Here is a 25,380-nt window from a genome sequence, read left to right as displayed (position 1 = left end):
GCCCGGCAGCGCCCCGGCAACCGACCTGACGGCCAAGCCCGGCGCCGCGTCGCCTGGCCCGGTGCGCTGCGGCGGTCACTTCGTCAGGATCAGCTTGCCCGCCCGGGTGATGCGCAGGCTGTAGGTCTGCCCGTGAAGCACGATGCCGGCCAGCACCCCGCCGCCGGTCAATCGCAGCGCGTCATGCATCGGCACCGCATCGGCCTGCGGCCCGGCCGGGGCCGTCATGCCCGCCCCTCCAGCCGGTCAAGCAGCAGCGCCAGGCCGCCGCGCGGCAGCAGCCCGGCAAACGCCTGACGCAGCAGGGCGGCAAGGTCGGCATCGGGGATGTGGTGCGGGTGGACGGAGTGGCCGGGAAACAGCGGGGTCATGGTGTGGAATCCTCCGAGGGTTGCGCGTCCGGGCTGCCCTCGAAGGTTGGCTTGGACCCGTGAAAGGTGACGGATTCGCTTCGGCTTGTAAAGACCGATTCTTTTTGTCGGAAAATATGCGCCCGACCCGCCAGCCGGTTCAGCCCGGCGTCAGGCAGGTCTGCCATTGATCGCGGGGCAACGCACGCCCATATCCGGCGCTGGTGGAGAAGACGGAGCACGACATGAAAGACGCGAAATCCTTGCTGGACGGGCTGCTGGGCGGGCTTGGCCAGGGAAGTGGCGCCGGGTTGGGCGGCATGGCGACGAAGGCGAAAGGCGCATGGGACGGCCAGTCCGGCCTGACCAAGGGCGCGATTGCCGGCGGGCTGCTGGGCATCCTTGTGGGCGGTAGCGGCACCCGGAAGCTGGCCGGATCGGCGCTGAAGGTCGGGGGGGCCGCGCTGGTCGGCGGGCTGGCCTACAAGGCCTGGCAGGACTGGCAGGCGGGCAAGTCCGCCGGGGCCCCTGAAACCGGCCCCCTGGCGCTGCCCGCCCCCGAAGGCACGGCCTTCCTGCCCAGCGACCCCTTTGCCGCCAACGACCTGTCGCAAAGGCTGGTGCAGGCGATGGTGGCGGCGGCAAAGGCCGATGGCCATGTGACCAAGATGGAACGCAGCCGCATCGGCATTCAGCTTGACCAGCTTGGACTGGGCGCCGAGGCACATGCCCTGATCAGCGCCGAGCTTGATGCGCCGCTGGATGTCGGGCGCGTCGCGGCGCTGGCCCGCACGCCCGAGGAGGCGGCCGAGGTCTATGCCGCCTCGCTGCTGGTGGTGGATCCGGAAGCCCCGGCCGAGCGCGGCTATCTTGCGATGCTGGCCGCGCGGCTGCAACTGGAGCCGGGACTGGTGGAGCATCTCCACGCCCGAGCGGCCGCGCTGTAGTGTGCGCAGGCGGCCCGGGTCAGGGCCGCACGCCACCCGTGGCTTCGGTCACCCGGTCGGCGGCGGCGCGCACCAGTGCGCCGATCCGCCCCGCATCCGACAACCCGACCCGGAAGGCCGGGCCGGACACCGACAGCCCTGCCACCGGTTCGGCATGGGCGTTGAAGATCGGGGCGGCGACGCAGCGCATTCCCTCGGCGCGTTCCTGATCGTCGATGGCATGGCCGCGCTCGCGCGTGCGGGCCAGATCGCGCAGCAGCGCCGTTTCGGACGTGATCGACAGCGAGGTGAACCTTGCAAGCCCCTGCCGCGCGATGATCTGGCGCACCCGGTCTTCGGGCAGCCACGCCAGCAGCGCCTTGCCGATCCCCGAGACATGCATCGGCCCCTTGGTGCCGGGCGGGAAGAAGGCGCGGATCGCCTCGTGGGTTTCGACCTGGCTGAGGAACAGCACCTGGTCGCCGCTTTCCACCCCCAGGTTGGCGGTCTCGCCGGTGTCGCGCATCAGCGCGTCCATCGGCTGGCGGGCGCGCTCGACCACCTTGGTGCGGCGCAGGAAGGCCGAGCCGATGCGGAACGCGCCGCCGCCGACATGCCAGAGCTGCCCCGGCTCCTCGATTTCCACGATGCCATGCGCCTGAAGCGTGACCAGCGCGCGATAGACCGTGGCCGGGGCCTGGGCCGAGCGTTCGGCCAGATCCGACAGCGTCAGTCCCGACGACCCCGCCAGAAGCTGCAACAGCCCCATCGCCCGGTCGAGCGATTGCACGGTGTTCTGTTCGGTCTTGTCGTGAAACGATTTCGGGCGGCCGCGCGGGCGCGAGGCGGGGGCATCGGGCAAGCGTGTTGCCATGGCAGGGGCCTTTCGCGGGATTTATTCTCGGATGTGAAAAACCAATTCACCTGATGAAAAACGCGGCAGCCCTGCAATTGCAAGGGAAAACCCGGGTCGGCGGGCGACGCGCCGCGCCGGACGAAAAAATTGTGCGCCGGGGTGCCGGGGGCTAACGTGAGAAAATCCCCGCAATGTCCGGAAAGGTGTTGCCCATGTCCTCGCAGAACCCCGTGTTCATTCCCGGCCCGACCAACATCCCCGAACGCATCCGCAAGGCGTGCGACGTGCCGACGATGGACCACCGCTCGCCCGCCTTCGGCAAGCTGTTCCGCCCGGCGGTGGCGGGGGTGAAGCGGGTTCTCGGCATGACGGAGGGCGAGGTGTTCCTGTTCCCCTCGACCGGCACGGGGGGGTGGGAGGCCGCGATCACCAACACCCTGTCGCCGGGCGACACCGTGCTGGCGGCAGAGTTCGGGATGTTCAGCCATCGCTGGATCGACCTGTGCCGCCGCCACGGGCTTAACGTGCAGGTGATCGAGGCGCCCTGGGGCGAGGGAGCGCCCATCGCGGCCATCGAGGCCGCGCTGGCCGCTGACCGCTCCCACCGGATCAAGGCCGTTCTTGCGACCCACAATGAAACCGCGACCGGCGTTCGGTCCGACATCGCTGCGATCCGGCGTGCCATGGACGCCACCTCGCATCCGGCGATGCTGATGGTCGATGGCGTGTCGTCGATCGGGTCGATGCCGTTCGAGACGGATGGCTGGAGGGTGGATCTGGCGGTGGCGGGCAGCCAGAAGGGCTTCATGCTGCCCGCGGGGCTTGCCATCGTCGGGGCCAGCCCCAGGGCGCTGGCGGCGATGGCCGGGGCTGCGTTGCCGCGCACGTTCTTCGACTTTGCCGACATGCAGCGCGCCCATGCGGCGGGCGGCTACCCCTACACCCCGGCCGTGGGGCTGATCGCGGGGCTTGCGACCGCCATCGAGATGCTGGAGGAGGAAGGGCTGGACGCCGTCTATGCCCGCCACAGCCGCATTGCCGAAGGCGTAAGGCGTGCGGTGGCCGTATGGGGGATGAAACCCTGCGCGGTTTCGCCGGACCTGTATTCCGACACGGTCACGGCGGTCGTGGTGCCCGAGGGCTGCAACGGCACCGACCTGGTGCGGGTGGCCGCCGAGAGCTACGGCGTGGCTTTCGGGGTCGGGCTGGGGGAGGTGGCGGGCAAGGTGTTCCGCATCGGGCATCTGGGGATGCTGACCGATGTGATGATGCTGTCCGGCCTTGCCACCGCCGAGATGTGCATGGCCGATCTGGGCTGGCCGGTGCGGCTGGGGTCGGGGGTGGCCGCGGCGCAGGACTGTTACCGGGCGGGGGCGGCCGGGGTGGCAAAAGCGGCCTGACCTGCCAGCGACGGTGCGCGGGGCGGGCGAAGGATGGGTATTTGTGCCAAGAAGAAACCGGGGGCGCGGTGCGTGTTCCGGGCGCAGGAAGGACGAGACGATGCAGATACCGACTTTTGATGATGTGCTGGCGGCGCACGGGCGGATCCGCCCATATGTTCACCGCACGCCGGTGCTGACCTCCAGCTATCTGAACGCGCTGACCGGGGCGGAACTGTTCTTCAAGTGCGAGAACTTCCAGAAGGCCGGGGCGTTCAAGGTGCGGGGCGCGTCGAACGCGGTGTTCGGGCTGTCCGACGACAAGCTGGCGCGCGGGGTGGCCACGCATTCCAGCGGCAACCATGCGCTGTCGCTGAGCTATGCCGCCGGGCGGCGCGGCATTCCCTGCCAGGTGGTGATGCCGCGCACCGCACCGCAGGCCAAGAAAGATGCCGTGCGCGGATATGGCGGGGTGATCGTGGAATGCGAGCCCTCGACCAGTTCGCGCGAGGCGGTGTTTGCCGAAATGGTGGCGGCCTCGGGCGCGGATTTCGTGCATCCCTACAACGACCCGCGGGTGATCGCGGGGCAGGCGACCTGTTCGCGCGAACTGATGGAGCAGGTCGAGGGGCTGGATGCGGTGATCGCCCCGATCGGGGGGGGCGGCATGATTTCGGGCACCTGCCTCACGCTGTCTGCGATCGCGCCCAAGGTTCGGATCTATGCCGCCGAACCGGCGCAGGCCGACGATGCCGCGCGCAGTTTCCGTGCCGGGCACATCATCGCGGACGACGCGCCCGACACGGTGGCCGACGGGCTGAAGGTGCCGCTGAAGGATCTGACCTGGCATTTCGTGCAGGCCCATGTCACCGACATCCTGACCGCTTCGGAGGCCGAGATCATCGCCGCCATGCGCCTGACGTGGGAGCGGATGAAGATCGTGATCGAAGCCAGCTGCGCCGTGCCGCTGGCCACCATCCTGAACGCGCCCGAGGTTTTCCGGGGCCGCCGCGTCGGGGTGATCCTGACCGGCGGCAATGTCGATCTGGACAAGCTGCCCTGGATGCAGGGCTGAGGAGGCTGAGATGAATGCGACCGTGAAACTTGACGGGCTTGAGGTCGGCTACGACATTCCGGCGCTGCCGGGGATGGACGAGGCCGACATCCAGACGCCCTGCCTCGTGCTCGACCTCGACGCGCTGGAGCGCAACATCGTCAAGATGGGCGATTTCGCGCGGAAGGCGGGGATGCGCCACCGGGTGCATGGCAAGATGCACAAGTCGGTGGACGTGGCGCTGTTGCAGGAACGGCTGGGCGGCTCGGTCGGGGTGTGCTGCCAGAAGGTGTCGGAGGCCGAGGTCTTCGCGCGCGGCGGCATCAGGGACGTGCTGGTCAGCAACCAGGTGCGCGACCCCGCCAAGATCGACCGGCTGGCGCGGCTGCCGAAGCTCGGGGCGCGCACGCTGTGCTGCGTCGACGATCTGGCCAACGTCGCCGACCTGTCGGCGGCAGCCCAGCGGCATGGCACCGAGATCGAGTGCCTGGTGGAGATCGACTGCGGCGCCGGGCGTTGCGGGGTGGTGACCACGCCCGCCGTGGTGGCGCTGGCCAGGGCGATTGACGCCGCACCGGGGCTGAAGTTTGCTGGCATCCAGGCCTATCAGGGGGCGATGCAGCATCTTGACAGCTACGAGGACCGCAAGGCGAAGATCGCGGCGGCGGTGGCGATGGTGAAGGATGCCGTCGATGCGCTGGCGGGCGAAGGCATCACCTGCGACATCGTCGGCGGTGGCGGGACGGGCAGCTATTACTTTGAAAGCGCCTCGGGGGTCTACAACGAGCTGCAATGCGGCAGCTATGCCTTCATGGATGCCGATTACGGCCGGATTCTCGACAGGGACGGCCAGCGGATCGACCGGGGCGAATGGGAAAACGCGCTGTTCATCCTGACCAGCGTGATGAGCCATGCCAAGGCCGACAAGGCGATCTGCGATGCCGGGTTGAAGGCGCAGTCGGTCGACAGCGGCCTGCCGGTGATCTTCGGGCGCGACGACGTGAAATACGTCAAGTGCTCGGACGAGCATGGCGTGATCGACGATCCGCAGGGGGTGCTGAAGGTCAATGACAAGCTGCGGCTGGTGCCCGGCCACTGCGACCCGACCTGCAACGTGCATGACTGGTATGTCGGGGTGCGGGGCGGCAAGGTCGAGGTGGTCTGGCCGGTCTCGGCGCGCGGCAAGGCGTATTGAGACCCCCGGGAGCCAGCGCGCCCGATTTTTCTACGAAAAATCAAGCAGACAGGATCGCCACACATGCTGATCGTGCCCGAAACGCTGATCGACGGCCTGATCACGCCGGATGATGCCTATCGCGTGGTCGAGGCGGTGTTTTCCGCGATGGCCGCCGGACAGGCCGAGAACTTCCCCGTGGTGCGCGAGGCGCTGGGCGAGGGGCGGCTTTACGGCTTCAAGTCCGGGATCGACCGGGCCGGGGGCGTGCTGGGGCTGAAATCGGGCGGCTATTTTCCCGGAAACATGGCGCGGGGGCTGACCAACCACCAGTCCACGGTGTTCCTGTTCGAGCCCGAGACCGGGCAGGCGACGGCGATGGTCGGGGGCAACCTCTTGACCGCGCTGCGCACGGCGGCCGCCTCGGCGGTGTCGATCACGCATCTGGCACGCCGGGATGCGCGGGTGCTGGGCATGGTCGGCGCCGGGCATCAGGCCGCTTTCCAGTTGCGCGCGGCGGCGAAGGTGCGCGACTTCGATCGGGTGCTGGGCTGGAACCTGCACCCCGAGATGCTGCCACGACTGGCCGAGGCGGCGGCCGATGTGGGCCTGCCGTTCGAGGCGGTTTCGCTGGAGGAGCTGGGGGCGAGGGCCGATGTGATCATCACCATCACCTCCAGCCCCGCAGCCAGTCTGCGCGATGCTCATGTCCGCCCCGGAACGCATCTGGCCTGCATGGGCACCGACACCAAGGGCAAGCAGGAGGTGGAGCCTGCCCTGCTGGCGCGGGCTTCGGTTTTCACCGACGAGGTGGCGCAGGCGGTTTCCATCGGAGAGGCGCAGCATGCCGTGGCGGCGGGCCTGCTGGATGCCGGGGCCATCACGCCGCTGGGGGCGGTGGTGAACGGCGCGCATCCGGGGCGGCGGTCGGCGGACGAGATCACGCTTTTTGACGGAACCGGGGTCGGGTTGCAGGATCTGGCCGTAGCCGCCGAGGCGGTGCGCCGCGCGGTCGAGCGGGGGCTGGCAACCGAAGTCGCGCTATAGGAGGGTTTTCGGCAAGGCAGCGGCGCCGGCTGGCGTGAACCGGACCCGGCTCGGCACGCAGGCAGAGGGTGCGGACGTTTCTGGCGGGGATTGCAGCGAAAAGAACGATGGGGGCCGCGTGGCAACGGGCTGCGCGAGCAGGGCACACAGGGCCACAGCCCCCGGCCGACGTTGCGATGTTCAGCAAGCCGACCTGCCGAAGGATTTCGTCGTCGACGGGGGCATGGCCGACGGTGAGGAGGAGCCCGCCAGAACCGCAGTCGTCCGGAAACCGCAGGCGGCAGCGCATCGTTGCAGGATCGCGGCGGCGACCGGCTGCGGGCAGGGCACCTTGCGGGGGGAAGCGGTCAGAGGGTGACGAGCCACGGGTCTGGGTAGAGGTGTTCCTCGATGTTCGGGGTGGTGCCGATGCGGTCGAGCACGGCGAACATGCCGGGGGCGTGCAGCGGCGTCAGCACGCCGTGCCAGGTGCCGCGGTGCAGGTTGATGCCCTGCGCGCCGTTGGTCAGGAACGCGCGGGGCGTGGTGGAGGGGGCTTCGGTAACGAGGACGAGGAACGGATGCGCGGTCATCGGCAGGAAGGCCTGCGAGCCGTCGGGGTGACGCTCGACCAGATCGAGCAGGTAGGGCAGGGAGCGGGGTTCGGCGCGGAATACCGACAGGCCGGGGCGGCCATCGGGGCCGAAGTCGAGCCGGGCACGGTCGTGGTAACGGGCGCAGAGGCCGTGGTTGATCATCCGGTCGGGATCGCCGGTCGCATCGAGCACGTCGCCGAACGGGGCGAAGGCTTCGGCGGTGAGGGGCTCGGTGCGGATGCTGGGCATGGCGGTCCTTGTGGCCGAGGGCGGACCGGGGGTTTCACACCCCCGGGCCCCCGTGGGATATTTGGGCAAAGGTGAATGGGGAAGGGGGTTCGGTGCGGGTGCCGGGCATGGCGGTCCTGTGTGGCCGGGGGCGGACCGGGGGTTTCACACCCCCGGGCCCCCGTGGGATATTTGGGCAATGGAACGCGCGAAATTATTCCGTAATCTGCTGCAATGATTGGGGAACCGCAAGGGTGCCGTTTTCATGTGGATTTTCAGGTGGTTAAGTAGGCAGCATTCCGGTGCAATTACTTGCCCGGTGCGCAAGCCGTAAGCTATTGATTTTGTTAGGTGTGCGGCCGATTGCGGACCCTATAGCGGACCCTGATCGTCCTGCGAGGATGGCGCATTTAAGTAGTGCCGGTTGATGGCATCGGCGGCCTCGTCCCGCTTACGGGCCATCTGTGCGAGCGCATCGCCGGTCAGGTCCACCGATCCCTTTCGAAAAAGGCCGCCTCGTGCCTGCACCGCCATTACTGTAGCAACGTCCCTGGTCAGGCTTCCGAACGATGCGATCATGCCTGAAAGTTCGGTCGTTGTTGCGGCTTCCACCAAGTCGGCCGCGATCTTCGCAGCAACCGGAGCTGGAACTAGGCGTAAAAGCCGAACCATCGCCAACTCGTCATCCGTCCAGTCCGGCGTACCTTCGACAATCTTCCCTAGCAGCGCGGCGCCATTCAATCCTGGCGTCAAGTCTGCATCGTCAAAGAACGACTCGGATATCTCGCAACGGGCAGCAATCTGCGCAAGCACGTACTCGTTCGGAAGAGACCTGCCCGACTCATAGTTGGCCAGTGCCGAGCGGGAAATTCCCACCTTGCGACTGAACTCTTCCTGCGTGTTCTCACCACGAAGAAAGCGAATTCTTCGAACAATGTAGCGCGTCAACCAGCATGTCCGTGACCGTCAACCACGTTGGCCGGTTTTAGGCCGCTGGGTTGGCGTATCTGGAATTGTTTTTCGCTCAGCCTTCTCCTTTGTCCTTGTTGTCGGCGATGGTTGTCGTTGGCGGTCTGCTCAGCGCCTCTTTGTTGGAGGCGGCCGCGCGCTGGCGGAAGCTTTCGGCATTCATCTCCAGGATCGCTGCGTGATGAACCAGCCGGTCGATGGCGGCGACGGTCATCGCCTTGTCCGGGAAGATCTGGTCCCAGCCGCTGAAGGGCTGGTTGGCGGCGATGGCGATGCTGCGGCATTCGTAGCGCCGGGCGATCAGCTCGAAGAGCACGCCTGTCTCGGCCTGATCCTTGTGGGCGTAGGTGATGTCGTCGAGGATGATCAGGTCGAACTTGTCGAGCTTGGCGAGCGCGGCTTCGAGCACCAGATCGCGGCGGGCGGCCTGAAGTCGCTGCACCAGATCGCTGGTGCGGGTATAGAACACGCGGTGTCCCCGCTCGATCAGGGCATGGCCTATCGCGCAGAGAATGTGCGTTTTGCCCGTGCCGGAATTGCCGATGGCGATCAGATTGCCGCCACCCTCCAGCCAGTCGCCGGCCGCCAAGGCCTCGATCCGGGCGCGCGGCAGGGTTGGCAGCGCCTTGAAGTCGAAGGTCGCCAGCGTCTTGCCAGCCGGTAGCTGTGCCTCGTTCATGTGGCGCTGAATGCGGCGCATGTCGCGCTCGGCCAGTTCGTATTCCGCGAGGACAGCCAGAAAGCGGGCAGCGGGCCAGCCTTCGGTGTCGGCACGGGTGGCGATGTCGGCCCAAAGCTTGTGGAAGCTGGGCAGGCGCAGCGCGGTCAGCATGCCGGGCAGCGTGTGGATGTCGATCTCGCGGGAGGTCATGCGCAGGCTCCCAGAAGGGCATCGAAGCTGTCGAGCGAGGGATGGGCGACGGCAACATCTCTCGGCAGCGCCGTTTGCCGCGGGTTCAGGCAGGATGCCAGAGGTCCGGGATCGGGCACCCGGCCCGCGTCCAATTCTGCTGCCAGCAGATGTGCCAGTTCCGCCTCGCAGGCCCGGTCGTGGGCGATGAACAGCAGGTCGACCATGCGGCGGCAGGCGTCGCGGCGGGGCAGATCACGCTGCAGCACCTGCCAGGCTGCAGCGTATTCGGTTCGCGGGAACAGGCTGTCGCGGTAGATCGAACTCCACAGGGCTTGCGGTTTGCGCCGCAGCGCATGGATGACGTGATGGTAGTTGATGACATGCACGCGATGGCCATCGCCGCGACCTCGCGCCCTTGTATGGCTGACGACCAGGGTGCTGCCGAGAAAGGCCTCAAGGCGATCGTCGTAAAGGTGGACCCGCAAGCGCTGCCCGATCAGCTGCGACGGGGCGCTGTAGAAGATGCTCTTGACCAGAAAGCCGCTGGTGCGGGTGACCGGAACCACGGTCTCTGTAAAGTCGGTGGTGCGCCGGGGCGGCAGGGGCTTCAGATGCGCCCGTTCCACCTGCGTGGCCGCCGCCCGCTGCCGGTTGCGCCGTGCCACCAGAATGTCGATGAAGCGGCGGTAGTCCTCAATGCTGGCGAAGTCGCGGCTGCCGCGCAGGATCAGCGCCTGTTCGATGGCTTTCTTGAGGTGCCGGTTCTGGGATTCCACCGCGCCGTTCTCATGAGCCTCGCCGCGGTTGTTGCGACTGGCCTCCATGCCGTAATGGCCGACGAAGGCATTGTAGCGCGTGGTGATATCCTGGCGCTGGTCAGCCGTCAGGTTGCGGAAAGCGGCCGAGAGGCTGTCGGTGCGATGCTCCTGTGGTGCCCCGCCGAGCGACCAGAGCGCCTGCTGCAGGTTCTCGGCCAGGGCCGTGAAGCTCTCCCCGCCCAGGACCACCCCGACATGCTCCCACCGGCTGTAGACCATGACGAAGTGGTAAAGCAGATGCGGGAATAGCTGGCCCGCGATCGTCACCTCCAGCTCCTCGGCATGAGTGAAGTCAGACTGGGCCATGCGGCCCGGCTCCGGCGTCTGGCGGAAGATGATGTCGCGCTCGGGTCCGTTCAGCGCCCGCCACTGCCGCACCCGCCGTTCCAGGGTGCGCCGGATGCCGGTCATCGGGGAAGGCCAGCGGGTGCAGGCCCTGAAGGTGGCGCAGCAGGGTGACGGCCTGCAAAGTGCTGTCCCTCTCCAGCAAAGGAAGGATGTCGCCCTCCCAAAAGCCTTCGAGGGGATCGGCCACCGTGCGCCCGTGAACGATCTTGCGGTTCGAGGGCAGCGTCGGATTGGCATCGAACCGTCGGGCCGTGCGCTCACTGAACCCGGCGCGGGCGGCCGACGTGCGCTGACTGTGATATCGGAGGTCGGACATGTATAATCTCAATTGCTGGTCGTTGATGGGTTTGTAGGCCAACCCGGATCCTCCGTTTGACGGCAGAGGAACCCGGCTTACCAACCCGCAGCGACCAGCACCTTCCCCGAAATCAATCAAGCCGGTGGGGCTGCCCTCCAGACGGGCATGCCCGTCTTCCGTTCAGCCCCACCGGCCAAGGTGGTTGCCGGCACCGGCCAAGATGGTTGTCGCTGAACAGAACAATTCCGTTCTTTGTTGTTCTGCGCGTTGCCATTTGTGTATTCTGTGTAATTGTGCAGTTTGTGTAGCGTGACACAGGCCGCACCGATGTCAAAGAAGCGTTCTCCCATCAAAGCCCGCCTATGGAACGAGGGGAAGACTATCCCCCAATGGGCTGAAGAAAACGGGTTCAAGGTCCGAAACGTCGAAGCCGTGATCTACGGCCACAACAAGGGTCACTATGGGGTAGCGGAGAAAATCGCGGCTGCGCTCGGTCTGAAGGAGCAGCCGAAGTGATTTCTATCGCGGCCAGCGAGTTTGCGGTCCGAGCAGGCATCGGCGAGCGCGTTGCCAGGCGGGCATTCAGCAAAGGGTCGTGGCGCGGTCATCGGCTGCCATTGATCGAAATTGCCGGGCAGCCTGGCGGAGCGGGCGGTACTGTCCTTCACTTGCTTCCGGAGTGCGCAAGCCCCGAGCTTATCGCGCTTCTGTCCCTCTCCGAAACCGCCCCTTCAACTCTCGTTAAACCGCGCCTGAACACCCGCCCGGCCGATCATCACTTCCGGATTGCGGCGGACAGGCAGCGGATCATCGCGCCGATTCTGACCCATCCGAAGGGTTCGGCCGAACGGGCGGCAGCCTTTCGGGTGGCGGCGGCGGAACAGCACCAAATTGGCGATGGCTGGTCACGGTTTGCCGAGAACACACTCCGCGACTGGGTGCGCGCCGCGGAAACCGGCGGTACGGCGGCGCTGACTCCGGTGACACGGGCGGACAAGGGCAAGACCCGTGTCCTGATCACCCGCGCCTGGGACGAAGGCTGCGGCCTGGCCGATGACGTGCAGGCACGGATCGAAGAACGGATTGACCGGACGGCGCGCGGCCCGATGATGAAGGGCACGTCCGACCGGGAAGTCATCCGCTTGTGTGCGTCGGAACTTCGGCAACTGACACTTGCTGCCGGGTCCGTCATCCCGAAAGCTTCGCTGACAGAGTGTTTCCGGCTGAACAGCCATTGGGTTCAACGTTTTGCAGAAATGCGCGCGGTGTATCAGCAGGTCGTGTCGCGAATGCTGTGGAAATTCCCTGGCGGTGTGGTCCGGGCATGTGAAGGTTCGGTTTCTCAGGCGGCTGCGTCAAGAGGTATCGGGTCGAGGGGCTGGGAAAGCGTCTCCCAGCCGTCGACCTTGCGCATCTGGATCTGACCGGATGCCAGCAGCGCCCAGAGCAGCATCGGCACGGTCTCGGCGCAGGGCAGCACGGTCTGGGTCTTGATCCGGCGGCGGAACTCCTCGTTCAGCCGTTCGATGGCGTTGGTGGTCCGGGCCGACTTCCATTGCGAGGGATCGAGGCGGGTGAAGCTGAAGAGCCGGTCCCCTGCTTCTTCAAGGCTGTCGGCAACGGCCTTGCACTTGAGCTGCCACTTGCGCAGGAATGCCTTGCGGCGGGTCTCGATCCCGGCGGCGGTGTCGGCGCAGATCATGTCGCGGTAGTCCTCGGTCAGCTCGTCGTGCAGGTGCCTGGGCGCGTGCGCCAGCAGGTTTCGGTGCTTGTGGACCGTGCAGCGCCGGATCGGCAGAGCCTCGCCCCAGAGCGCGACCAGAGCGGCTTCAAGCCCGGGAGCGCCATCGACGATGACGAATTCGGGCCGCTTCAGACCGCGGGCATCAAGGTCGTCGAGGAACTGGCGCCAGGCAGATGTGCTCTCTCCGCCCATGTTCTTGATGGATAACAATACCTTCTGCCCGTCGCGGCGGATGCCGATCGCCGCCAGCACCGAGATGTTGGTGGCCTTGCGGTCCAGCCGGGTCCGGATCACGGTGCCGTCGAGGATCAGCCGGACGATGTCCTCGTCGGCCAGGCTGCGGGCCGACCAGGCATCCCAATCCACCTTCACCTTGCGCCAGGCCCGGCTGACCACATCCTTGCTGACGGCGCCCTCGAACAGCCCGAACAGCGCCCGCTTGACGCGCCGGGTGTTGGTCCCGGCAAGATAGACCGCCGCGATCAGCGCCTCGGCCTTCTTCGTCAGCCGCTGGTAGCGCGGCAGCGCCTTCGAGCGCCATTCCTTAGCCTTGCCGTCCTCGTCCTCGACCCGGGCGCGGGGCACGCGCACCGTTTCGGTGCCGAAGGTGCCGGTCAGCTGCCGCTCGCGGTGCCCGTGGCGATAGCCCTTCGCCTTCTCGTCGCCGCGACCGTAGCGCATGCGGCCGAGAAACTCGGCCAGTTCCTCTTCAAACATGGTCTCGATGGTCGCGCGGACGCTTGCCCGCAGGCGCTCCTCGATCGGGTCATACCCGGTCGTGTCGGGCAGTAGCGAAAAGGCCGAGCTGTCGGTAATGTCGTTCATGGCGTGATCTCCCTGGCGGTTGGCGCCGCCGACTGGGTGGGTTTCAGTTCACCCGGAGATTACGCCGCCTTCAAATTTCCACCACTCCCGCGACACCACCTATCAGCATGATCGGGACCACAAGGCATTCAGCGACTATCATGAGGGCACCTCGATTTTTCCTTGTTCTCCGCTGTTCAGGGCTGGTTTGGCGGCCTGAAGGCTGCGGGAAGCGGCTTGCTGTAGTTTTCGGCGGCGTAGTTGGGGGCCATTCCGCCCGGCTATGGCGGGCCGCGGCCTCTTCGGCCTGAAGTCCGCGCCCCGGATTACGCCGGACATGGGTTCAGGCGGCGGAGCTGGGCGAGGCGGCGCATGTTGTAAGCGAGGTTCTTCATCCCGATCTTGGCCTTCGCACGCACGATGCCGATGGTGCGCACCAGCGTCCCACCCATGTCGTTGGTCTGTGCGCCGAAGACATGTTCGACCCGGGCGCGTACGGCGGACTTGGTCCGGTTGCTGGCCTTGCCCTGCTCGCTCAGCGGTTTGCCGCGCTTTCCCTTGCGGTGGATGCGGCTCCTCAGGCCCTGGGCGCGCAGCTTGGCCTCCATCTCCTCGGACCGATAGGCCGGATCGGCCCAGACGTCCGAGCCGGTGTTGCCTTGCATCAGGAGGTGATCCACTGCCTGGCTGTCATGCAGCGCTGCATCGCTGACATGGTAGCGGCGCACCAGCTTATGCTGACGGTCCACATTCACGTGGTTCTTGTAGCCGTAGTGGGATTTCCCGTGCTTCTTGGTCCAGCGCGCATTGGTATCTTTCTGCGACCGCATGGCGGGCTTGTCGGCCCAGCCCTCCGGCACCTCGCCGTTCTTGATCGCCTTGTTCTCATCCCGCTTGTTATGGTTGCGCGGCACCGGCACGATGGAGGCGTCCAGGATCTGCCCGCCGCGCGCGATATAACCCTGCCGCGCCAGATACCCGTCGAATTGCTTGAACAGCGCATCGACCACACCCGCCTGCGCCAGACCCTCGCGATACAGCCAGACGGTCTTGGCGTCGGGCACCCGGTCCTCGAGCCCCAGACCAAGAAACCGCATGAAGGACAGCCGGTCGCGCACCTGATACTCCATCTTGTCATCGGACAGGTTGTAGAGCGCGCCCAGCACCAGCGTCTTGAACATCACCACCGCGTCCATCGGCTTGCGCCCTGCCCGCGACTTCCGCTCCGCCTCAGGCTTCCGCCAGACCCGCTCCAGCGTCGGACGAAACTCCTCCCAAGGCACGATGGCGTCGATCTCGACCAACGGGTCCCGCTTGGCATCAAGGCTCGCGTAACGGTCTGAAAGATCAAAGAACCCCATCTGCGCCATCGTTATCCTCCAGTAGCCAAACGCCCCCTTCATCCTACAAAGGCAGCGTCGTCACGGCAATTTTTCGAGGTGCCCATGAATTCAGGGTACAACGGACGCTGAGCCGCCATGACAGGAAGGGCCTACCGCCGTGATCATCGACAGCCAAACGCTGGACCTTGCCTTTCGGGGCTTCAAGACCGTCTATTCCGATGCCTTTGCCGCCGCCCCGGCCCATGCCGACAAGATCGCCATGACGGTGCCGAGTGCCAGCCGCGATGAGACCTATGGCTGGTTGGGCATGTTCCCCCGCCTGCGCGAATGGGTCGGGGGGCGCTACGTCAACGGGCTGAAGGCGCACGGCTTCACCATCGCGAACCGCAAGTTCGAGGCGACGGTTTCGGTCGGTCGCACCGACATTGCCGACGACAAGCTCGGGCTCTTCAAGCCGATGTTCGCGGAAATGGGGCAGGACAGCCGCCGTCACCCCGAAGAGCTGGTCTTCGGCCTGCTGAAGGCGGGCTTCACCACCAACTGTTTCGACGGCCAGAACTTCTTCGACACCGATCACCCGGTTGAACTGGACGCCGGGGCCGCGCCGGTTTCGGTCAGCAACATGCAGGCCGGATCGGGCGCGCCCTGGTTCCTGCTGGACACGTCGCGCGCCATGCGCCCGATCATCTGGCAGGAACGCGAGAAGTACGAGTTCCAGTCGATCACCGGCACCAACGACCAACATGTGTTCATGAACGACGAATACGTCTACGGCGTCCGGGCGCGGGTCAATGCGGGCTTCGGCCTCTGGCAGCTTGCCTACGGCTCCAAGGCCGACCTGACCGAAGAGAACTACGCCGCCGCGCGGGCGGCGATGATGGACTTCAAGAGCGACGGCGGGCGCATCCTGGGCGTGACCCCGACTGTCCTGGTCGTACCGCCTTCCCTGGAAAGCGCGGCGCTGCACCTGCTGAACACCGAAACCAAGGACGGCGGCGGGTCGAACCCCTGGAAGGGCACGGCGGAACTGATCGTCACGCCGTATGTGGCCTGACGCCATGCCCGGGCTTGCCCTTGGCATCTGCGACCGCGCCCTTGCGCCGGGCGGTTCCGCGCCCGAATGGGTGCAGCTCTTCCCGGAAGGGCGGATGACCGGGCGCGACGGGCGCGAATTCGATCTGGCGGACCCGGCCGCCCTGGTGCTGGCTTTCCAGTCGGCCGGCGTCGATCTGCCGATCGACTACGAACACCAGAACGACCGGCCGGAAGCCAAGCTGAACGGCCCGGTTCCGGCGGCGGGCTGGATCAAGGAACTGAAGATCGCGGCGGGCGGGCTCTGGGGCCGGGTGGAATGGACGGCCACCGCGCGCGAGCTGATCGGCAACCGGGAATACCGCTACCTGTCCCCGAGCTTCCTCTTCCACCCGAAGACCAAGGCGATTGTCCGGCTGAAAGGCGCGGGCCTCGTGCATAACCCGAACCTCCACCCTGACCCCGGACAACCCCGACCCATTCGGGCTAGCCTCCGGACTTCCCAACTCTTCCTACTTGAAACCAGCTATACCCGAATAAATGCTGACACTGTGAAATAATTGCTTACACAACAGCAAAGGTGAATGGGGAAGGGGGCGGTGCGGGTGCCGGGCATGGCGGTCCTGTGTGGCCGTGGGCGGACCGGGGGTTTCACACCCCCGAGCCCCCGTGGGATATTTGTGAACAGAAGAATTCGCAGAGAGTAGGGCGAGGGGGGCGCTTTCATCGGGGCGGGCCGAAGGCGCCGGGGCCGCGCAGGCGGGCGTGGCGGTTCACGTCCTTGTAGAGCAGGTAGCGGAACGGTCCGGGGCCTGCGGCGTAACAGGCCTGCGGGCAGTAGGCGCGCAGCCACATGAAGTCGCCGGCCTCGACCTCGACCCAGTCCTGGTTGAGCTTGTAGACCGCCTTGCCTTCGAGCACGTAGAGCCCGTGTTCCATGACGTGGGTCTCCTCGAACGGGATCACGCCGCCGGGCTGGAAGGTGACGATGTTGACGTGCATGTCGTGTGCGAGGTCGGCGGGGTCGGCGAAGCGGGTGGTGGCCCAGCGGCCTTCGGTGTCGGGCATGGCGACCGGGGTCATATCCTGGTCGGAGGTGACGAAGGCGGCGGGTGGGGCGATGCCGGGGGCGGGCTCGTAAAGCTTGCGAATCCAGTGGAAACTGGCCACGTGCGGGCCGCCGTTGTGCAGCCGCCAGGCGCAGCCCGCCGGAATGTAGGCGTAGCCGCCGGGGCCGAGGTCGTGTTCGATTCCGTCGAGCGACAGCCAGACCTCGCCCGCCGTGACGAAGATCACGCTTTCGGCGCCGGGTTCGGGGTCGGGCGTGTCGGAGCCGCCGCCGGGGCCGACACGCATCACGTACTGGCTGAAGGTTTCGGAGAAGCCCGACATCGGCCGGGCGATCAGCCAGAGGCGGGTGTGGGTCCAGCCCGGCAGCAGGCTGGTGACGATGTCGGAGAACACGCCGCGCGGGAGGAAGGCGTAGGCGTCGGTGAAGACGGCGCGGCCGGTCATCAGGCTGGTCTGGGGCGGCAGGCCGCCGGGGGGGGTGTGGTAGCGGTTCATTTCGGGGACTCCTCGCGGAACAGGTCGGTCAGGCGCAGGGCGGCGATGCGTTCGACCTGGGCGCAGGCGGTGGCGAATTCGGTGTCGCGGTCGTTGGTCAGGCGGGTCTGGAAGGCGTGCAGGATCGTGGCCTTGGTGTGATCGCGCACCGCGATGATGAAGGGGAAGCCGTGGCGGGTAACGTAGGCGGCATTGAGATCCTCGAACGTCACGCGTTCGGCGTCGGTCAGGGCGTCGAGGCCGGCCTGCGCCTGTTCGCCGGCACTTTCGGGGGTCAGGCGGCGGGCCTGCGCCAGCTTGCCCGCAAGGTCGGGGTGGGCGGTCAGCACGCGCAGCCGTTCCTCGGGCGTGGCGCTGCGGAAGACGCGGGTCAGCGCACCGTGCAGGCCGGTCGCGCTGTCATGTGCGGGGCCGAGTTCCAGGTTGAAGGCGCGGTCCGCGACCCAGGGGGAATGCTCGAAGATGCCGCCGAAGCGGCGCACGAAGGCGGTGCGGTTCATCTGCGAGGGGCGCTCGCGATGTGCCGGCGGGTGGGTGGCGGCCCAGTGGCGGGCGATGTCGATCCGCCGGGGGAACCAGACACCGTCGTGCGCCTGCGCGTAGTCGAGGAAGCGGCGCAGGCCCGCGATCTTGCCCGGGCGGCCGATCAGGCGGCAGTGCAGGCCGATGGAGAACATCTTTGCCCGCCCCTCGCAGCCCTCGGCGTAGAGGGTGTCGAAGCTGTCCTTCAGGTACTGGAAGAACTGCTCGCCGGTGATGTAGCCCGGCGCGGTGGCGAAGCGCATGTCGTTGGCCTCGAGCGTGTAGGGGATCACCAGCTGGTCGTGGCCGTTTGCGCTGCGCCAGTGGGGCAGGTCGTCGTCGTAGGTGTCGGAGATCCAGTCGAAGCCCTGTTCGGCGGTCAGCCGCACGGTGTTGATCGAGCAGCGCCCGGTGTACCAGCCGTGCGGGCGGGTACCGGTAACCTCGGAGTGCAGGCGGATCGCCTCGGCGATGGCGGCGCGTTCGTCGGCCTCGGGCATGTCGCGGTGCTCGACCCATTTCAGGCCGTGCGAGGCGATTTCCCACCCTGCGGTCTGCATGGCGGCGACCTGTTCGGGGCTGCGGGCCAGCGCGGTGGCGACGCCGTAGACCGTGACCGGGATGCCCAGGCCGGTGAACAGCCGGTGCAGGCGCCAGAAGCCCGCGCGGGCGCCGTAGTCGTAAAGGGATTCCATGTTCCAGTGCCGCTGGCCCGGCCAGGGGGCGGCGCCCGCGATGTCGGACAGGAACGCCTCGGACGCGGCGTCGCCGTGCAGGATGCTGTTCTCGCCGCCCTCCTCGTAGTTCAGCACCAGCGAGACGGCGATTTTCGCGCCCCCGGGCCAGGCGGCATCGGGGGGATTGGCGCCGTAGCCCAGAAGGTCGCGGGGGTAGCGGTTCACGGGGAGGCTCCTTCGCTGGACAGGGTGAAAGATCGCGGACGTACCTGAAAATGCAACCGGAAAACGCGAGTCGCAAATCGGCGGTCGATTCCTGCGGCAATTCGCGGCAGACTGCGGCAGATATGACCGGAAGGGGCGGGGGATGACAGGGGCAGTTGGTGGCCGGGTGACGACGCATGTGCTGGATACTGCGCGGGGCAAGCCTGCGGCGGGGGTGACGATCATTCTGTTCAGGGTGACGGGCAACAGCCACCGCAAGATCGGGGAAACCGTGACCAACGCCGACGGGCGCACCGATGCGCCGATGCTGGCGGGCCAGGAGATGGTTGTGGGTGTTTATGAGCTGGTGTTTTGTGCGGGGGACTACCTGCGCGCATCGGGACAGGCGGGCGACGGCGTGCTGTTTCTGGACGAGATTCCGATACGGTTCGGCGTGACGGATTCGGGCGCGCATTACCATGTGCCGCTGCTGATTTCGCCCTTTGCCTATTCGACCTATCGGGGGAGCTGACGCGGCGAAAACCTGCCGCACCGGCGCGGGGATGCGGGGCGGCCCGCTTGACGGATTTTCGCAGGCGCATACCATCACGGCACCGACTGGAAAGAGGAGGCGCAGATGAAACGTGCTTTGCCGTTCCTGATTATTGCCCTGGCCGCCGTGCCGGCTACCGCGCACCACGGCTGGGGATCCTACAATGCCGATGCCCCGATCACCATCGCAGGCGAGATCGAGGACATCACGCTGGGCAATCCGCATGGCGAGATGACCGTTCCGCATGACGGCGCGCCGTGGCTGATCACGCTGGCGCCGCTGACGCGGATGAACGCGCGCGGGGCGACCGAGGCGGTGCTGAAGGTCGGCGTCGAAGTGACGGCCCATGGCTATCCCAAAAGCGACGGCACGGCCGAGATCCGCGCCGAGTGGGTCGAGGTCGACGGTCGGCGCTACGAGTTGCGCTGACGCATGGAAGGTCTGCTTGCCGGGCTGGAAGCCTCGGGCGTGGCCGGGGAAATGCGGCGGTCGGTTTGGCTCTACCCGCTGGCCAACGTGGTGCACGTCACGGGGCTGATGCTGTTCTTCGCCTCGGTGGCGGCGATGGACATCGTGGCGATGCGTGAGCGCAGCGTTTCCGCGATCCGGTCTTTCGTGGCGCGGGTGCGGCCGCTGGCGGTGCTGTTCCTGCTGGTGCAGATCGGCACGGGGGTGATGCTGTTCCTGCCGGAGGCGGGCCACATCGCGGTGAATCCGGTGTTCCAGGTCAAGGTTCTGGCGATCCTGCTGGCGCTGGGCAATGTGGTCTGGCTCGAACGGATGTTGCGGGGCGCGTCGCTGGGGGCGGTGCCGACACTGCAGATGCGGCTGGCGGCAGGCGTGTCGCTGCTGTTGTGGCTGGGCGTGGCGGCGCTGGGGCGGCTGATCGCCTATTTCTGAACCGCAGGGGCCGATGCGCCGCCCGCGCTGCCCAATTGGTGGACAGGCGCTGCATTTGCGCGGATGATCGCGTCTGGCCCGGGCGCACCGGGTGGATTTCTGCCGACGACTATCGAATGATCCCGGTCGGTTGGTGAGTTGCGCGGGGCCGGGGGACTGGGATGATGACGGATGCGGTTTACGACTGGGTCGTGCTGTGGGAATGGGTGCAGATCGCGGCGCGCTGGACGCATGTGATCACGGCGGTGGCGTGGATCGGGTCTTCGTTCTATTTCATCGCGCTGGATCTGGGCTTGCAGAAGGCGCCGGGGATGGCCGAAGGCGTTTCGGGCGAGGAATGGCAGGTGCACGGCGGCGGGTTCTACCATGTGCAGAAATACATGGTCGCCCCGGCCCGATTGCCCGAGCATCTGACCTGGTTCAAATGGGAAAGCTATGCCACCTGGCTATCGGGGTTCGCCCTGCTGGTGCTGGTGTATTACCTGGGGGCAGAGTTCTATCTGGTCGACCCGGAGGTGCTGGACATTCCGGTGTGGCAGGCCATCGCGATATCGGTCGGCTCGCTGCTGTTCGGCTGGCTGGCCTATGACGCGCTGTGCAAGACACGTTTCGGGATGGACAACACGCGGCTGATGGTGCTGCTGTTCGGGCTGCTGGTGGCGATGGCCTGGGGCTACACGCAGGTTTTCTCGGGCCGGGCGGCGCTGCTGCATCTGGGGGCCTTCACCGCGACGCTGATGAGCGGCAACGTGTTCATGACCATCATGCCCAATCAGCGGATCGTGGTCGCCGACCTGAAGGCCGGGCGCAAGCCCGACCCGAAATATGGCCGGATCGCCCGGCAGCGCAGCGTGCACAACAACTACCTGACGCTGCCGGTGCTGTTCCTGATGCTGTCGAACCATTACCCGCTGGTGTTCGCGACGGAATGGAACTGGCTGATTGCCAGCCTCGTGTTCCTGATGGGGGTCACGATCCGGCATTATTTCAACACGATGCACGCCCGGAAGGGGCGGCCAAGCTGGACCTGGGCCGCGACCGCGATCCTGTTCCTGATCATCGCCTGGCTGTCGACCGCGCCGATGCGGCTGCCCGCCCCCGAGGCCGCGCTGACCGGATCGGCGCTGCGCTATGCCGAAGCCTCCGGCTTCGACGAGGTGACCGACATCGTGCTGGGCCGCTGTTCGATGTGCCATGCGGCAGAGCCGTCGTGGGAAGGGCTGCACTGGCCGCCGAAGGGCGTGGTGCTGGAAAGCCCGGCCCAGATCGCCCACGAGGCGCGGCGGATCTATCTGCAGGCGGGTCTGACCCATGCGATGCCGCCCGGTAACCTAAGCTACATCGAACCCCAGGAAAGGGCAAAGATCGTGGCGTGGTTTCGTGGCGCTGTCGGGCCGGAGGAAGGCTAGAGCGAGCGCAGCAGCAGCTTGTTCGACCCCACAGCCAGTGCCACGCGGTCGTAATGCCCCCGGCGCCGGGCCGAGTTTTCAGCCGAGCGCAGGAGCACGGTTTCGGCCTCCTCCAGAATGGCGATGGCCTGCTGGTTGGCGCTGGCGCGAGCCTCGGGGCGGATCGGGGTCAGGGGGCGTGACGACACCTGACCGCCAACCCGCAGCCGGGCGGTGGGCAGCGCCGGGTCGGCGTTGCGTTCGGCCAGCGCGCGCAGGTCGCGGGCGGCGGTGGCAAGGGCGGTGCGGGCATCAGCATATTCGCCGGTCGTGGGCATGTCGCGCACGATGGATTCAAGCTGTTCACTGAGGCAATCGACGGCATAGGCCGATTCCGGTAGCAGGCGGCAGAAGCGCGAGGCGTCGGCCACCCGGCTGACCAGCCGCTGGGTGGCGTCGGCGCTGATCGTGGTGGCGCCAAGATCGCCCGGCAGCCCCACGGACGCCCCGGCGGGTGCCCGGACGACCGTTGCCCCGGCGGGGGCCTCGCCCGGTGAAGTGGCATCGCTTGCGGAAGTGGCATCGCCTGCGGCGGGAGGCGCGCTCAGCCGGGTGCCGGAAACGCCGCCGCCGAAGATGTCGCCGAACACGTCGGGAATGTAGACGAAGGCGTTGTTGTCCACCGCCGTTTCGCCGGCCGGGGCGGCGCCCGGCGCAAGGCTAAGCCCGAGCAGCAGGCACGCCAGAGGTCTGGCCAGATGTCTGGGGGTCATCGCCGTCATCTCCCGAACACGTCTTTCAAGGCCCAGCTTGCCGAAAGGGTCACCCTGCGGCTGTCTTCCTGATCGAACACATCGTTCACGGTGGCCGAGACGCGCATCGCCGGCAGGGCCTGCGGGCGGAAGGATGCGCCGATGTCGACGCCCTCGCCCGACCAGGCCGCGCTTGCGCCAAGGCTTTCGGTCAGCCCGATGCCCGCGCCGAAGAACACGCCGGGGTCGGTCTGGTTGTTTCGCAGGTTGTCGCCGACGCCAAGGGTGAACATCATCGGAAAGCTGTCGCCGCCGGGCGAGAACTGCATCAAGCGGAACGCGGTCAGGGCCAGCGACGCCTCGGGGTCGCGGTCAGACGCTTCTCCCCACCCGGCGATATGGTCGATCTGCAGGCCAAGGAAGACCGGCATCGACCCGGCGGCGATCTGGCGCGCGAACTTCACGCCGAAATAGCCGGAATCTCCGAAATCATCGGTCAGCGAGGTGGAGACCACCTTGATCTGTGCCCCGATCCCGGCCTGCGCATCGCCAAGGCCGAAGCCAAGCTCCAGCGAGCCGTCGGTTTCATCGAACCTGCCGAGATAGCGGTCGCTGCCCGAGAGCGCGCCGTAAACCATGCCATGCGGCGCGACCGTGGCCGAGGGGATGCCGAGCAGCGTCAGGTTCCTTTCCTGCGCGACAGCCGGGGGGCCGGCCAGCGCCAGACCGAGTGCGATACAGCCCGTCAGCCGGGCGGAAATGCGTGGCACCATCGTAAAGCCTCCGGGCAGGGGCATGGGGTGCCTGCTGCCGCGTTGCGATGTTTTCCTGATCTTTCGCGGGAAACCGCTCCCGCAAGCCTGCCTTGGGGGATGCTGGGGCCGGTGCGGCGTTCTGTCAAGCGGGTGGCGCGGTCTGCACGCGTGGATTGTGGGCAAAATGCCACTCGGTCACCTGTTCCCAAGGCGTGCCGGGGGTCAGGGTGATGGCCGGGAAGGCGGGGTGGTTCGGGGCGTCGGGCCAGAACTGCGCCTCGATCGCCAGCCCCTCGTAGGGGCCGTGACCGGGGCGGAGCGCGGCACGGCCGTCATAGACCTGCACGCCGGGTTCGGTGGTGGCAAGGGTCAGCGAGGTGCCGCCGCGGCCGGTCAGCCACAGCACCGGCGTCAGGGGGCGGCGGGCGTCCGACAGGCAGAAGCAATGATCGAGCGGCGGCGCGCCGGGGGTGATTTCGCGCGCGGTGCGGAAGTCGTGCGGGGTGCCCTCGGTCGGGAAGATCTCGCCCGTGGGGGTGAAATCGGGGGTGGTGGGCAGGTAACGGTCGGCCGCAATGCGCAAGGCGTGGCCGGACCAGTCGGCGCTGCCGTCAAGGTTCCAGTAGCTGTGGTTGGCGACGTTGATCAGGGTGGCTGCGTCGGTCGTAGCGGTCACGGTCAGGCGCAGCGTGGCGGGGGGCGCGACCTCGAAGCGGGCCGCAAGGGTGCGGTTGCCGGGAAAGCCGCCGTCGCCATCGGGCAGGGTCAGGCCGAGTGTCGCGCTGTCAGCCGTGGCCGCGACCAGCGACCAGAGCTTGAGGTGGGTGCCCGCGTCACCGCCGTGCAGCGTGATCGTGCCCGCCTGATTGGCCTCGAAACGGTGCAGGCGGCCCGCGATCCGCGCTTGCGCGCCGCTGATGCGGTTGGCAACCGGGCCGATGACCGACCCGTGGTGGCGCATCGCGCCAAGGTAGTCGTCGATCCGGTCGGACCCCAGCGTCAGGTCATGCGCCACCCCCGCGAGCCGCACCGATTGCAGCACCGCCCCCCAGGTCAGAAGGGCAACTGTCAAATCGCCCGCCTGCAGGAGGATGCGCTGGACCGTCTGCCCATGGGCGCTGCCGAACGGGGCGACGCGGGTTGGTGCTGCCTGCATCTTGCCCCCGGTGATGTTCCGGGGGCAGGGTTGCCCATGGGGCCTTGCGGGTCAAGGGTGGTCAGTCGGCGGCAAGGCAGTCGGCAAGGGTGGAGGCAAGGCCGCGCAGCATCAAGGGGTAAAGCCCGGGGCCGGGTTCGAGCATCGCGCCTTCGGGGTCGAGCGTGCCGCCGACCCTGACGCGGGTGCCCTCGGCCATCTGCGCCACCAGCGCCGGGTCATGCCGCGCCTCGGGGAAGATGCAGAGCGCGCTGCCGGCCTGCATTCCGGCACGCAGGTCGGCCAGACGCGCTGCGCCGGGCGAAGAGGCATCGCCCAGCGCCACCGAGCCTGCCACATTCAGCCCGTAATGGCCGGCGAAGTAGCCGTAGGCGTCATGGAACACGACGAAGGGCTTGTCCTTGACCGGGGCGAGGATGGCCGCGACCTCGGCATCCGTCGCCGCGATCTGCGCCTGGGCGGCGGCGGCATTGGCGGTATAGACCGTGGCATTTGCGGGATCGAGGCCAGACAGGGCAACGGCGATGGTGTCCAGCCACAGCGCGCCATTGGCCGGGTCGAGCCAGGCGTGCGGGTCGGTGCCGGCGTGGGCGTGGGCCTCGCCTTCAGCATGGTCATGGCCTTCGCCTTCGGCATGGTCATGGCCTTCGGTCGCGGCTGAGGCCTCTGCGGCGTGGTCGTGATCATGCTTGGCGTGGTCGTGCCCGCCTGCGCTCCCGCCTGCGCGAAAATCCTGAAGGTAGGTGCCGCGCGCGTCGAGCAGATGCACCTGCGCCGCCGTGGTTTCCATGCCCCGCAGCGTGCGGTCGAGCCAAGGGGTCATCTCGGGGCCGATCCACACGATCAGGTCGGCTTCCGACAGGGCCTGCGCCTGGCTGGGGCGCATCTGGAAGCTGTGGGCGTTGGCGCCGCGGTCAAGCAGCAGGCCGGGCTGCCCGAGGTCGCCCATCACCATCGACACCAGCGCATGGACCGGCGGCAGGTCGGTCACCACGCGCGGCACCTCGGCTGCGGCAGTGCCGGCCCACAGCGCGCTGGCCACGGTAAGAGATATGGTATAACGCATTGCGATTGCCCTTTGCCTGCTGTTCGGCACCGGGTATGAATGT

Annotated in this window: 29 protein-coding genes; 13 read left to right on the top strand and 16 right to left on the bottom strand. The window is 67.1% G+C overall.

The features are described from left to right. Window positions 1-75 precede the first annotated feature (75 nt). Complete coding sequence (locus RNZ50_06245) at window positions 76-228, bottom strand: hemin uptake protein HemP (GenBank protein MDT8854637.1); 153 nt, start codon at window positions 226-228, stop codon at window positions 76-78. Continuing rightward, complete coding sequence (locus RNZ50_06240) at window positions 225-371, bottom strand: hypothetical protein (protein MDT8854636.1); 147 nt, start codon at window positions 369-371, stop codon at window positions 225-227. The genes RNZ50_06245 and RNZ50_06240 overlap by 4 nt, the downstream gene beginning before the upstream one ends. 224 nt (window positions 372-595) lie before the next feature. On the opposite strand from RNZ50_06240, the gene RNZ50_06235 reads away from it, so the two are divergent. Then, the gene (locus RNZ50_06235) at window positions 596-1,297 is read left to right on the top strand and encodes a tellurite resistance TerB family protein (GenBank protein MDT8854635.1); all 702 of its coding nucleotides are present in this window, start codon (window positions 596-598) and stop codon (window positions 1,295-1,297) included. Between the two features lie 19 nt (window positions 1,298-1,316). Here RNZ50_06235 and RNZ50_06230 read toward each other — a convergent pair whose 3' ends face one another. Next, window positions 1,317-2,150: an IclR family transcriptional regulator gene (locus tag RNZ50_06230; protein MDT8854634.1), complete on the bottom strand. Its 834-nt coding sequence runs from the start codon at window positions 2,148-2,150 to the stop codon at window positions 1,317-1,319. A 194-nt stretch (window positions 2,151-2,344) separates the two neighbouring features. Between RNZ50_06230 and RNZ50_06225 the strand changes: the two genes are divergently transcribed. From RNZ50_06225 to RNZ50_06210, 4 genes are all read left to right on the top strand, one after another. Then, on the top strand, window positions 2,345-3,532 hold the full coding sequence (locus RNZ50_06225; GenBank protein ID MDT8854633.1) for an aminotransferase class V-fold PLP-dependent enzyme: 1,188 nt from the start codon (window positions 2,345-2,347) through the stop codon (window positions 3,530-3,532). 100 nt (window positions 3,533-3,632) lie between these two features. Then, on the top strand, window positions 3,633-4,586 hold the full coding sequence (locus tag RNZ50_06220; protein ID MDT8854632.1) for a pyridoxal-phosphate dependent enzyme: 954 nt from the start codon (window positions 3,633-3,635) through the stop codon (window positions 4,584-4,586). A gap of 10 nt (window positions 4,587-4,596) precedes the next feature. Continuing rightward, window positions 4,597-5,760 (top strand): DSD1 family PLP-dependent enzyme, encoded by a 1,164-nt coding sequence (locus tag RNZ50_06215; GenBank protein ID MDT8854631.1) that lies wholly within the window; start codon window positions 4,597-4,599, stop codon window positions 5,758-5,760. 63 nt (window positions 5,761-5,823) lie between these two features. After that, window positions 5,824-6,786 (top strand): ornithine cyclodeaminase family protein, encoded by a 963-nt coding sequence (locus RNZ50_06210; GenBank protein ID MDT8854630.1) that lies wholly within the window; start codon window positions 5,824-5,826, stop codon window positions 6,784-6,786. Between the two features lie 347 nt (window positions 6,787-7,133). Here RNZ50_06210 and RNZ50_06205 read toward each other — a convergent pair whose 3' ends face one another. From RNZ50_06205 to RNZ50_06185, 5 genes are all read right to left on the bottom strand, one after another. After that, entirely contained in the window at window positions 7,134-7,610 is a 477-nt protein-coding gene (locus RNZ50_06205) for an ureidoglycolate lyase (protein MDT8854629.1), read from the bottom strand. A 351-nt stretch (window positions 7,611-7,961) separates the two neighbouring features. Further along, complete coding sequence (locus RNZ50_06200; GenBank protein ID MDT8854628.1) at window positions 7,962-8,537, bottom strand: helix-turn-helix transcriptional regulator; 576 nt, start codon at window positions 8,535-8,537, stop codon at window positions 7,962-7,964. Between the two features lie 76 nt (window positions 8,538-8,613). Further along, window positions 8,614-9,429: an IS21-like element helper ATPase IstB gene (istB, locus tag RNZ50_06195; protein ID MDT8854627.1), complete on the bottom strand. Its 816-nt coding sequence runs from the start codon at window positions 9,427-9,429 to the stop codon at window positions 8,614-8,616. Next, window positions 9,426-10,640, bottom strand: a complete 1,215-nt coding sequence (gene istA / locus RNZ50_06190; protein MDT8854626.1) for an IS21 family transposase — start codon at window positions 10,638-10,640, stop codon at window positions 9,426-9,428. The genes istB and istA overlap by 4 nt, the downstream gene beginning before the upstream one ends. Then, window positions 10,522-10,935, bottom strand: coding sequence for a hypothetical protein (locus tag RNZ50_06185; protein ID MDT8854625.1), 414 nt, complete (start codon window positions 10,933-10,935; stop codon window positions 10,522-10,524). The genes istA and RNZ50_06185 overlap by 119 nt, the downstream gene beginning before the upstream one ends. Before the next feature lie 267 nt (window positions 10,936-11,202). Here RNZ50_06185 and RNZ50_06180 point away from each other — a divergent pair, with 267 nt between their 5' ends. Beyond that, the gene (locus RNZ50_06180) at window positions 11,203-11,391 is read left to right on the top strand and encodes a hypothetical protein (GenBank protein MDT8854624.1); all 189 of its coding nucleotides are present in this window, start codon (window positions 11,203-11,205) and stop codon (window positions 11,389-11,391) included. Beyond that, window positions 11,388-12,299 (top strand): hypothetical protein, encoded by a 912-nt coding sequence (locus RNZ50_06175; GenBank protein ID MDT8854623.1) that lies wholly within the window; start codon window positions 11,388-11,390, stop codon window positions 12,297-12,299. Before RNZ50_06180 ends, RNZ50_06175 begins: the two co-directional genes overlap by 4 nt. Here RNZ50_06175 and RNZ50_06170 read toward each other — a convergent pair. Both RNZ50_06170 and RNZ50_06165 read right to left on the bottom strand, forming a co-directional pair. Next, a complete protein-coding gene (locus RNZ50_06170) occupies window positions 12,218-13,444 on the bottom strand; it encodes an IS256 family transposase (protein MDT8854622.1) in 1,227 nt (408 codons plus the stop codon). The genes RNZ50_06175 and RNZ50_06170 overlap by 82 nt on opposite strands. Before the next feature lie 305 nt (window positions 13,445-13,749). After that, complete coding sequence (locus RNZ50_06165) at window positions 13,750-14,793, bottom strand: IS5 family transposase (protein MDT8854621.1); 1,044 nt, start codon at window positions 14,791-14,793, stop codon at window positions 13,750-13,752. A gap of 130 nt (window positions 14,794-14,923) precedes the next feature. Here RNZ50_06165 and RNZ50_06160 point away from each other — a divergent pair, with 130 nt between their 5' ends. Further along, the gene (locus RNZ50_06160) at window positions 14,924-15,820 is read left to right on the top strand and encodes a Mu-like prophage major head subunit gpT family protein (GenBank protein ID MDT8854620.1); all 897 of its coding nucleotides are present in this window, start codon (window positions 14,924-14,926) and stop codon (window positions 15,818-15,820) included. Window positions 15,821-15,824: 4 nt separating this feature from the next. Next, window positions 15,825-16,358 (top strand): phage protease, encoded by a 534-nt coding sequence (locus RNZ50_06155; protein ID MDT8854619.1) that lies wholly within the window; start codon window positions 15,825-15,827, stop codon window positions 16,356-16,358. Window positions 16,359-16,521: 163 nt separating this feature from the next. Here RNZ50_06155 and RNZ50_06150 read toward each other — a convergent pair whose 3' ends face one another. Both RNZ50_06150 and puuE read right to left on the bottom strand, forming a co-directional pair. Then, window positions 16,522-17,364: a bifunctional allantoicase/(S)-ureidoglycine aminohydrolase gene (locus tag RNZ50_06150; GenBank protein ID MDT8854618.1), complete on the bottom strand. Its 843-nt coding sequence runs from the start codon at window positions 17,362-17,364 to the stop codon at window positions 16,522-16,524. Further along, the gene (gene puuE / locus RNZ50_06145; protein MDT8854617.1) at window positions 17,361-18,788 is read right to left on the bottom strand and encodes an allantoinase PuuE; all 1,428 of its coding nucleotides are present in this window, start codon (window positions 18,786-18,788) and stop codon (window positions 17,361-17,363) included. The genes RNZ50_06150 and puuE overlap by 4 nt, the downstream gene beginning before the upstream one ends. A gap of 142 nt (window positions 18,789-18,930) precedes the next feature. On the opposite strand from puuE, the gene uraH reads away from it, so the two are divergent. The 4 genes from uraH (at window position 18,931) to RNZ50_06125 (ending at window position 21,629) form a co-directional block, all read left to right on the top strand. After that, complete coding sequence (gene uraH / locus RNZ50_06140; protein MDT8854616.1) at window positions 18,931-19,299, top strand: hydroxyisourate hydrolase; 369 nt, start codon at window positions 18,931-18,933, stop codon at window positions 19,297-19,299. A gap of 105 nt (window positions 19,300-19,404) precedes the next feature. Beyond that, a complete protein-coding gene (locus tag RNZ50_06135) occupies window positions 19,405-19,749 on the top strand; it encodes a DUF6152 family protein (protein ID MDT8854615.1) in 345 nt (114 codons plus the stop codon). A 3-nt stretch (window positions 19,750-19,752) separates the two neighbouring features. Next, window positions 19,753-20,220: a hypothetical protein gene (locus RNZ50_06130; GenBank protein ID MDT8854614.1), complete on the top strand. Its 468-nt coding sequence runs from the start codon at window positions 19,753-19,755 to the stop codon at window positions 20,218-20,220. 161 nt (window positions 20,221-20,381) lie between these two features. Beyond that, window positions 20,382-21,629, top strand: a complete 1,248-nt coding sequence (locus RNZ50_06125) for a urate hydroxylase PuuD (GenBank protein MDT8854613.1) — start codon at window positions 20,382-20,384, stop codon at window positions 21,627-21,629. Here RNZ50_06125 and RNZ50_06120 read toward each other — a convergent pair. From RNZ50_06120 to RNZ50_06105, 4 genes are all read right to left on the bottom strand, one after another. Next, window positions 21,626-22,381 carry a hypothetical protein gene (locus RNZ50_06120; protein MDT8854612.1) on the bottom strand — a complete coding sequence of 252 codons (756 nt, stop codon included), beginning with the start codon at window positions 22,379-22,381 and terminating at the stop codon, window positions 21,626-21,628. The genes RNZ50_06125 and RNZ50_06120 overlap by 4 nt on opposite strands. A gap of 5 nt (window positions 22,382-22,386) precedes the next feature. Then, complete coding sequence (locus tag RNZ50_06115; protein MDT8854611.1) at window positions 22,387-23,157, bottom strand: hypothetical protein; 771 nt, start codon at window positions 23,155-23,157, stop codon at window positions 22,387-22,389. Window positions 23,158-23,257: 100 nt separating this feature from the next. Beyond that, complete coding sequence (locus RNZ50_06110) at window positions 23,258-24,271, bottom strand: aldose epimerase family protein (protein MDT8854610.1); 1,014 nt, start codon at window positions 24,269-24,271, stop codon at window positions 23,258-23,260. 61 nt (window positions 24,272-24,332) lie between these two features. Continuing rightward, on the bottom strand, window positions 24,333-25,337 hold the full coding sequence (locus tag RNZ50_06105) for a zinc ABC transporter substrate-binding protein (GenBank protein MDT8854609.1): 1,005 nt from the start codon (window positions 25,335-25,337) through the stop codon (window positions 24,333-24,335). Window positions 25,338-25,380: the final 43 nt, after the last annotated feature.

This window comes from Paracoccaceae bacterium Fryx2 (assembly GCA_032334235.1).
Classification (GTDB): domain Bacteria; phylum Pseudomonadota; class Alphaproteobacteria; order Rhodobacterales; family Rhodobacteraceae; genus JAVSGI01.
The sequence above is the reverse complement of the archived record's forward strand: the minus strand, read 5'-3'. Positions and strand labels throughout refer to the sequence as shown.

Coding starts and splice junctions, on each gene's coding strand:
- RNZ50_06245 (MDT8854637.1), bottom strand. CDS start 228: ATGACGGCCCCGGCCGGGCCGCAGGCCGATGCGGTGCCGATGCATGAC.
- RNZ50_06240 (MDT8854636.1), bottom strand. CDS start 371: ATGACCCCGCTGTTTCCCGGCCACTCCGTCCACCCGCACCACATCCCC.
- RNZ50_06235 (MDT8854635.1), top strand. CDS start 596: ATGAAAGACGCGAAATCCTTGCTGGACGGGCTGCTGGGCGGGCTTGGC.
- RNZ50_06230 (MDT8854634.1), bottom strand. CDS start 2,150: ATGGCAACACGCTTGCCCGATGCCCCCGCCTCGCGCCCGCGCGGCCGC.
- RNZ50_06225 (MDT8854633.1), top strand. CDS start 2,345: ATGTCCTCGCAGAACCCCGTGTTCATTCCCGGCCCGACCAACATCCCC.
- RNZ50_06220 (MDT8854632.1), top strand. CDS start 3,633: ATGCAGATACCGACTTTTGATGATGTGCTGGCGGCGCACGGGCGGATC.
- RNZ50_06215 (MDT8854631.1), top strand. CDS start 4,597: ATGAATGCGACCGTGAAACTTGACGGGCTTGAGGTCGGCTACGACATT.
- RNZ50_06210 (MDT8854630.1), top strand. CDS start 5,824: ATGCTGATCGTGCCCGAAACGCTGATCGACGGCCTGATCACGCCGGAT.
- RNZ50_06205 (MDT8854629.1), bottom strand. CDS start 7,610: ATGCCCAGCATCCGCACCGAGCCCCTCACCGCCGAAGCCTTCGCCCCG.
- istB (MDT8854627.1), bottom strand. CDS start 9,429: ATGACCTCCCGCGAGATCGACATCCACACGCTGCCCGGCATGCTGACC.
- istA (MDT8854626.1), bottom strand. CDS start 10,640: ATGACCGGCATCCGGCGCACCCTGGAACGGCGGGTGCGGCAGTGGCGG.
- RNZ50_06180 (MDT8854624.1), top strand. CDS start 11,203: ATGTCAAAGAAGCGTTCTCCCATCAAAGCCCGCCTATGGAACGAGGGG.
- RNZ50_06170 (MDT8854622.1), bottom strand. CDS start 13,444: ATGAACGACATTACCGACAGCTCGGCCTTTTCGCTACTGCCCGACACG.
- RNZ50_06165 (MDT8854621.1), bottom strand. CDS start 14,793: ATGGCGCAGATGGGGTTCTTTGATCTTTCAGACCGTTACGCGAGCCTT.
- RNZ50_06155 (MDT8854619.1), top strand. CDS start 15,825: ATGCCCGGGCTTGCCCTTGGCATCTGCGACCGCGCCCTTGCGCCGGGC.
- RNZ50_06150 (MDT8854618.1), bottom strand. CDS start 17,364: ATGAACCGCTACCACACCCCCCCCGGCGGCCTGCCGCCCCAGACCAGC.
- uraH (MDT8854616.1), top strand. CDS start 18,931: ATGACAGGGGCAGTTGGTGGCCGGGTGACGACGCATGTGCTGGATACT.
- RNZ50_06135 (MDT8854615.1), top strand. CDS start 19,405: ATGAAACGTGCTTTGCCGTTCCTGATTATTGCCCTGGCCGCCGTGCCG.
- RNZ50_06130 (MDT8854614.1), top strand. CDS start 19,753: ATGGAAGGTCTGCTTGCCGGGCTGGAAGCCTCGGGCGTGGCCGGGGAA.
- RNZ50_06125 (MDT8854613.1), top strand. CDS start 20,382: ATGATGACGGATGCGGTTTACGACTGGGTCGTGCTGTGGGAATGGGTG.
- RNZ50_06120 (MDT8854612.1), bottom strand. CDS start 22,381: ATGACCCCCAGACATCTGGCCAGACCTCTGGCGTGCCTGCTGCTCGGG.
- RNZ50_06115 (MDT8854611.1), bottom strand. CDS start 23,157: ATGCCCCTGCCCGGAGGCTTTACGATGGTGCCACGCATTTCCGCCCGG.
- RNZ50_06110 (MDT8854610.1), bottom strand. CDS start 24,271: ATGCAGGCAGCACCAACCCGCGTCGCCCCGTTCGGCAGCGCCCATGGG.
- RNZ50_06105 (MDT8854609.1), bottom strand. CDS start 25,337: ATGCGTTATACCATATCTCTTACCGTGGCCAGCGCGCTGTGGGCCGGC.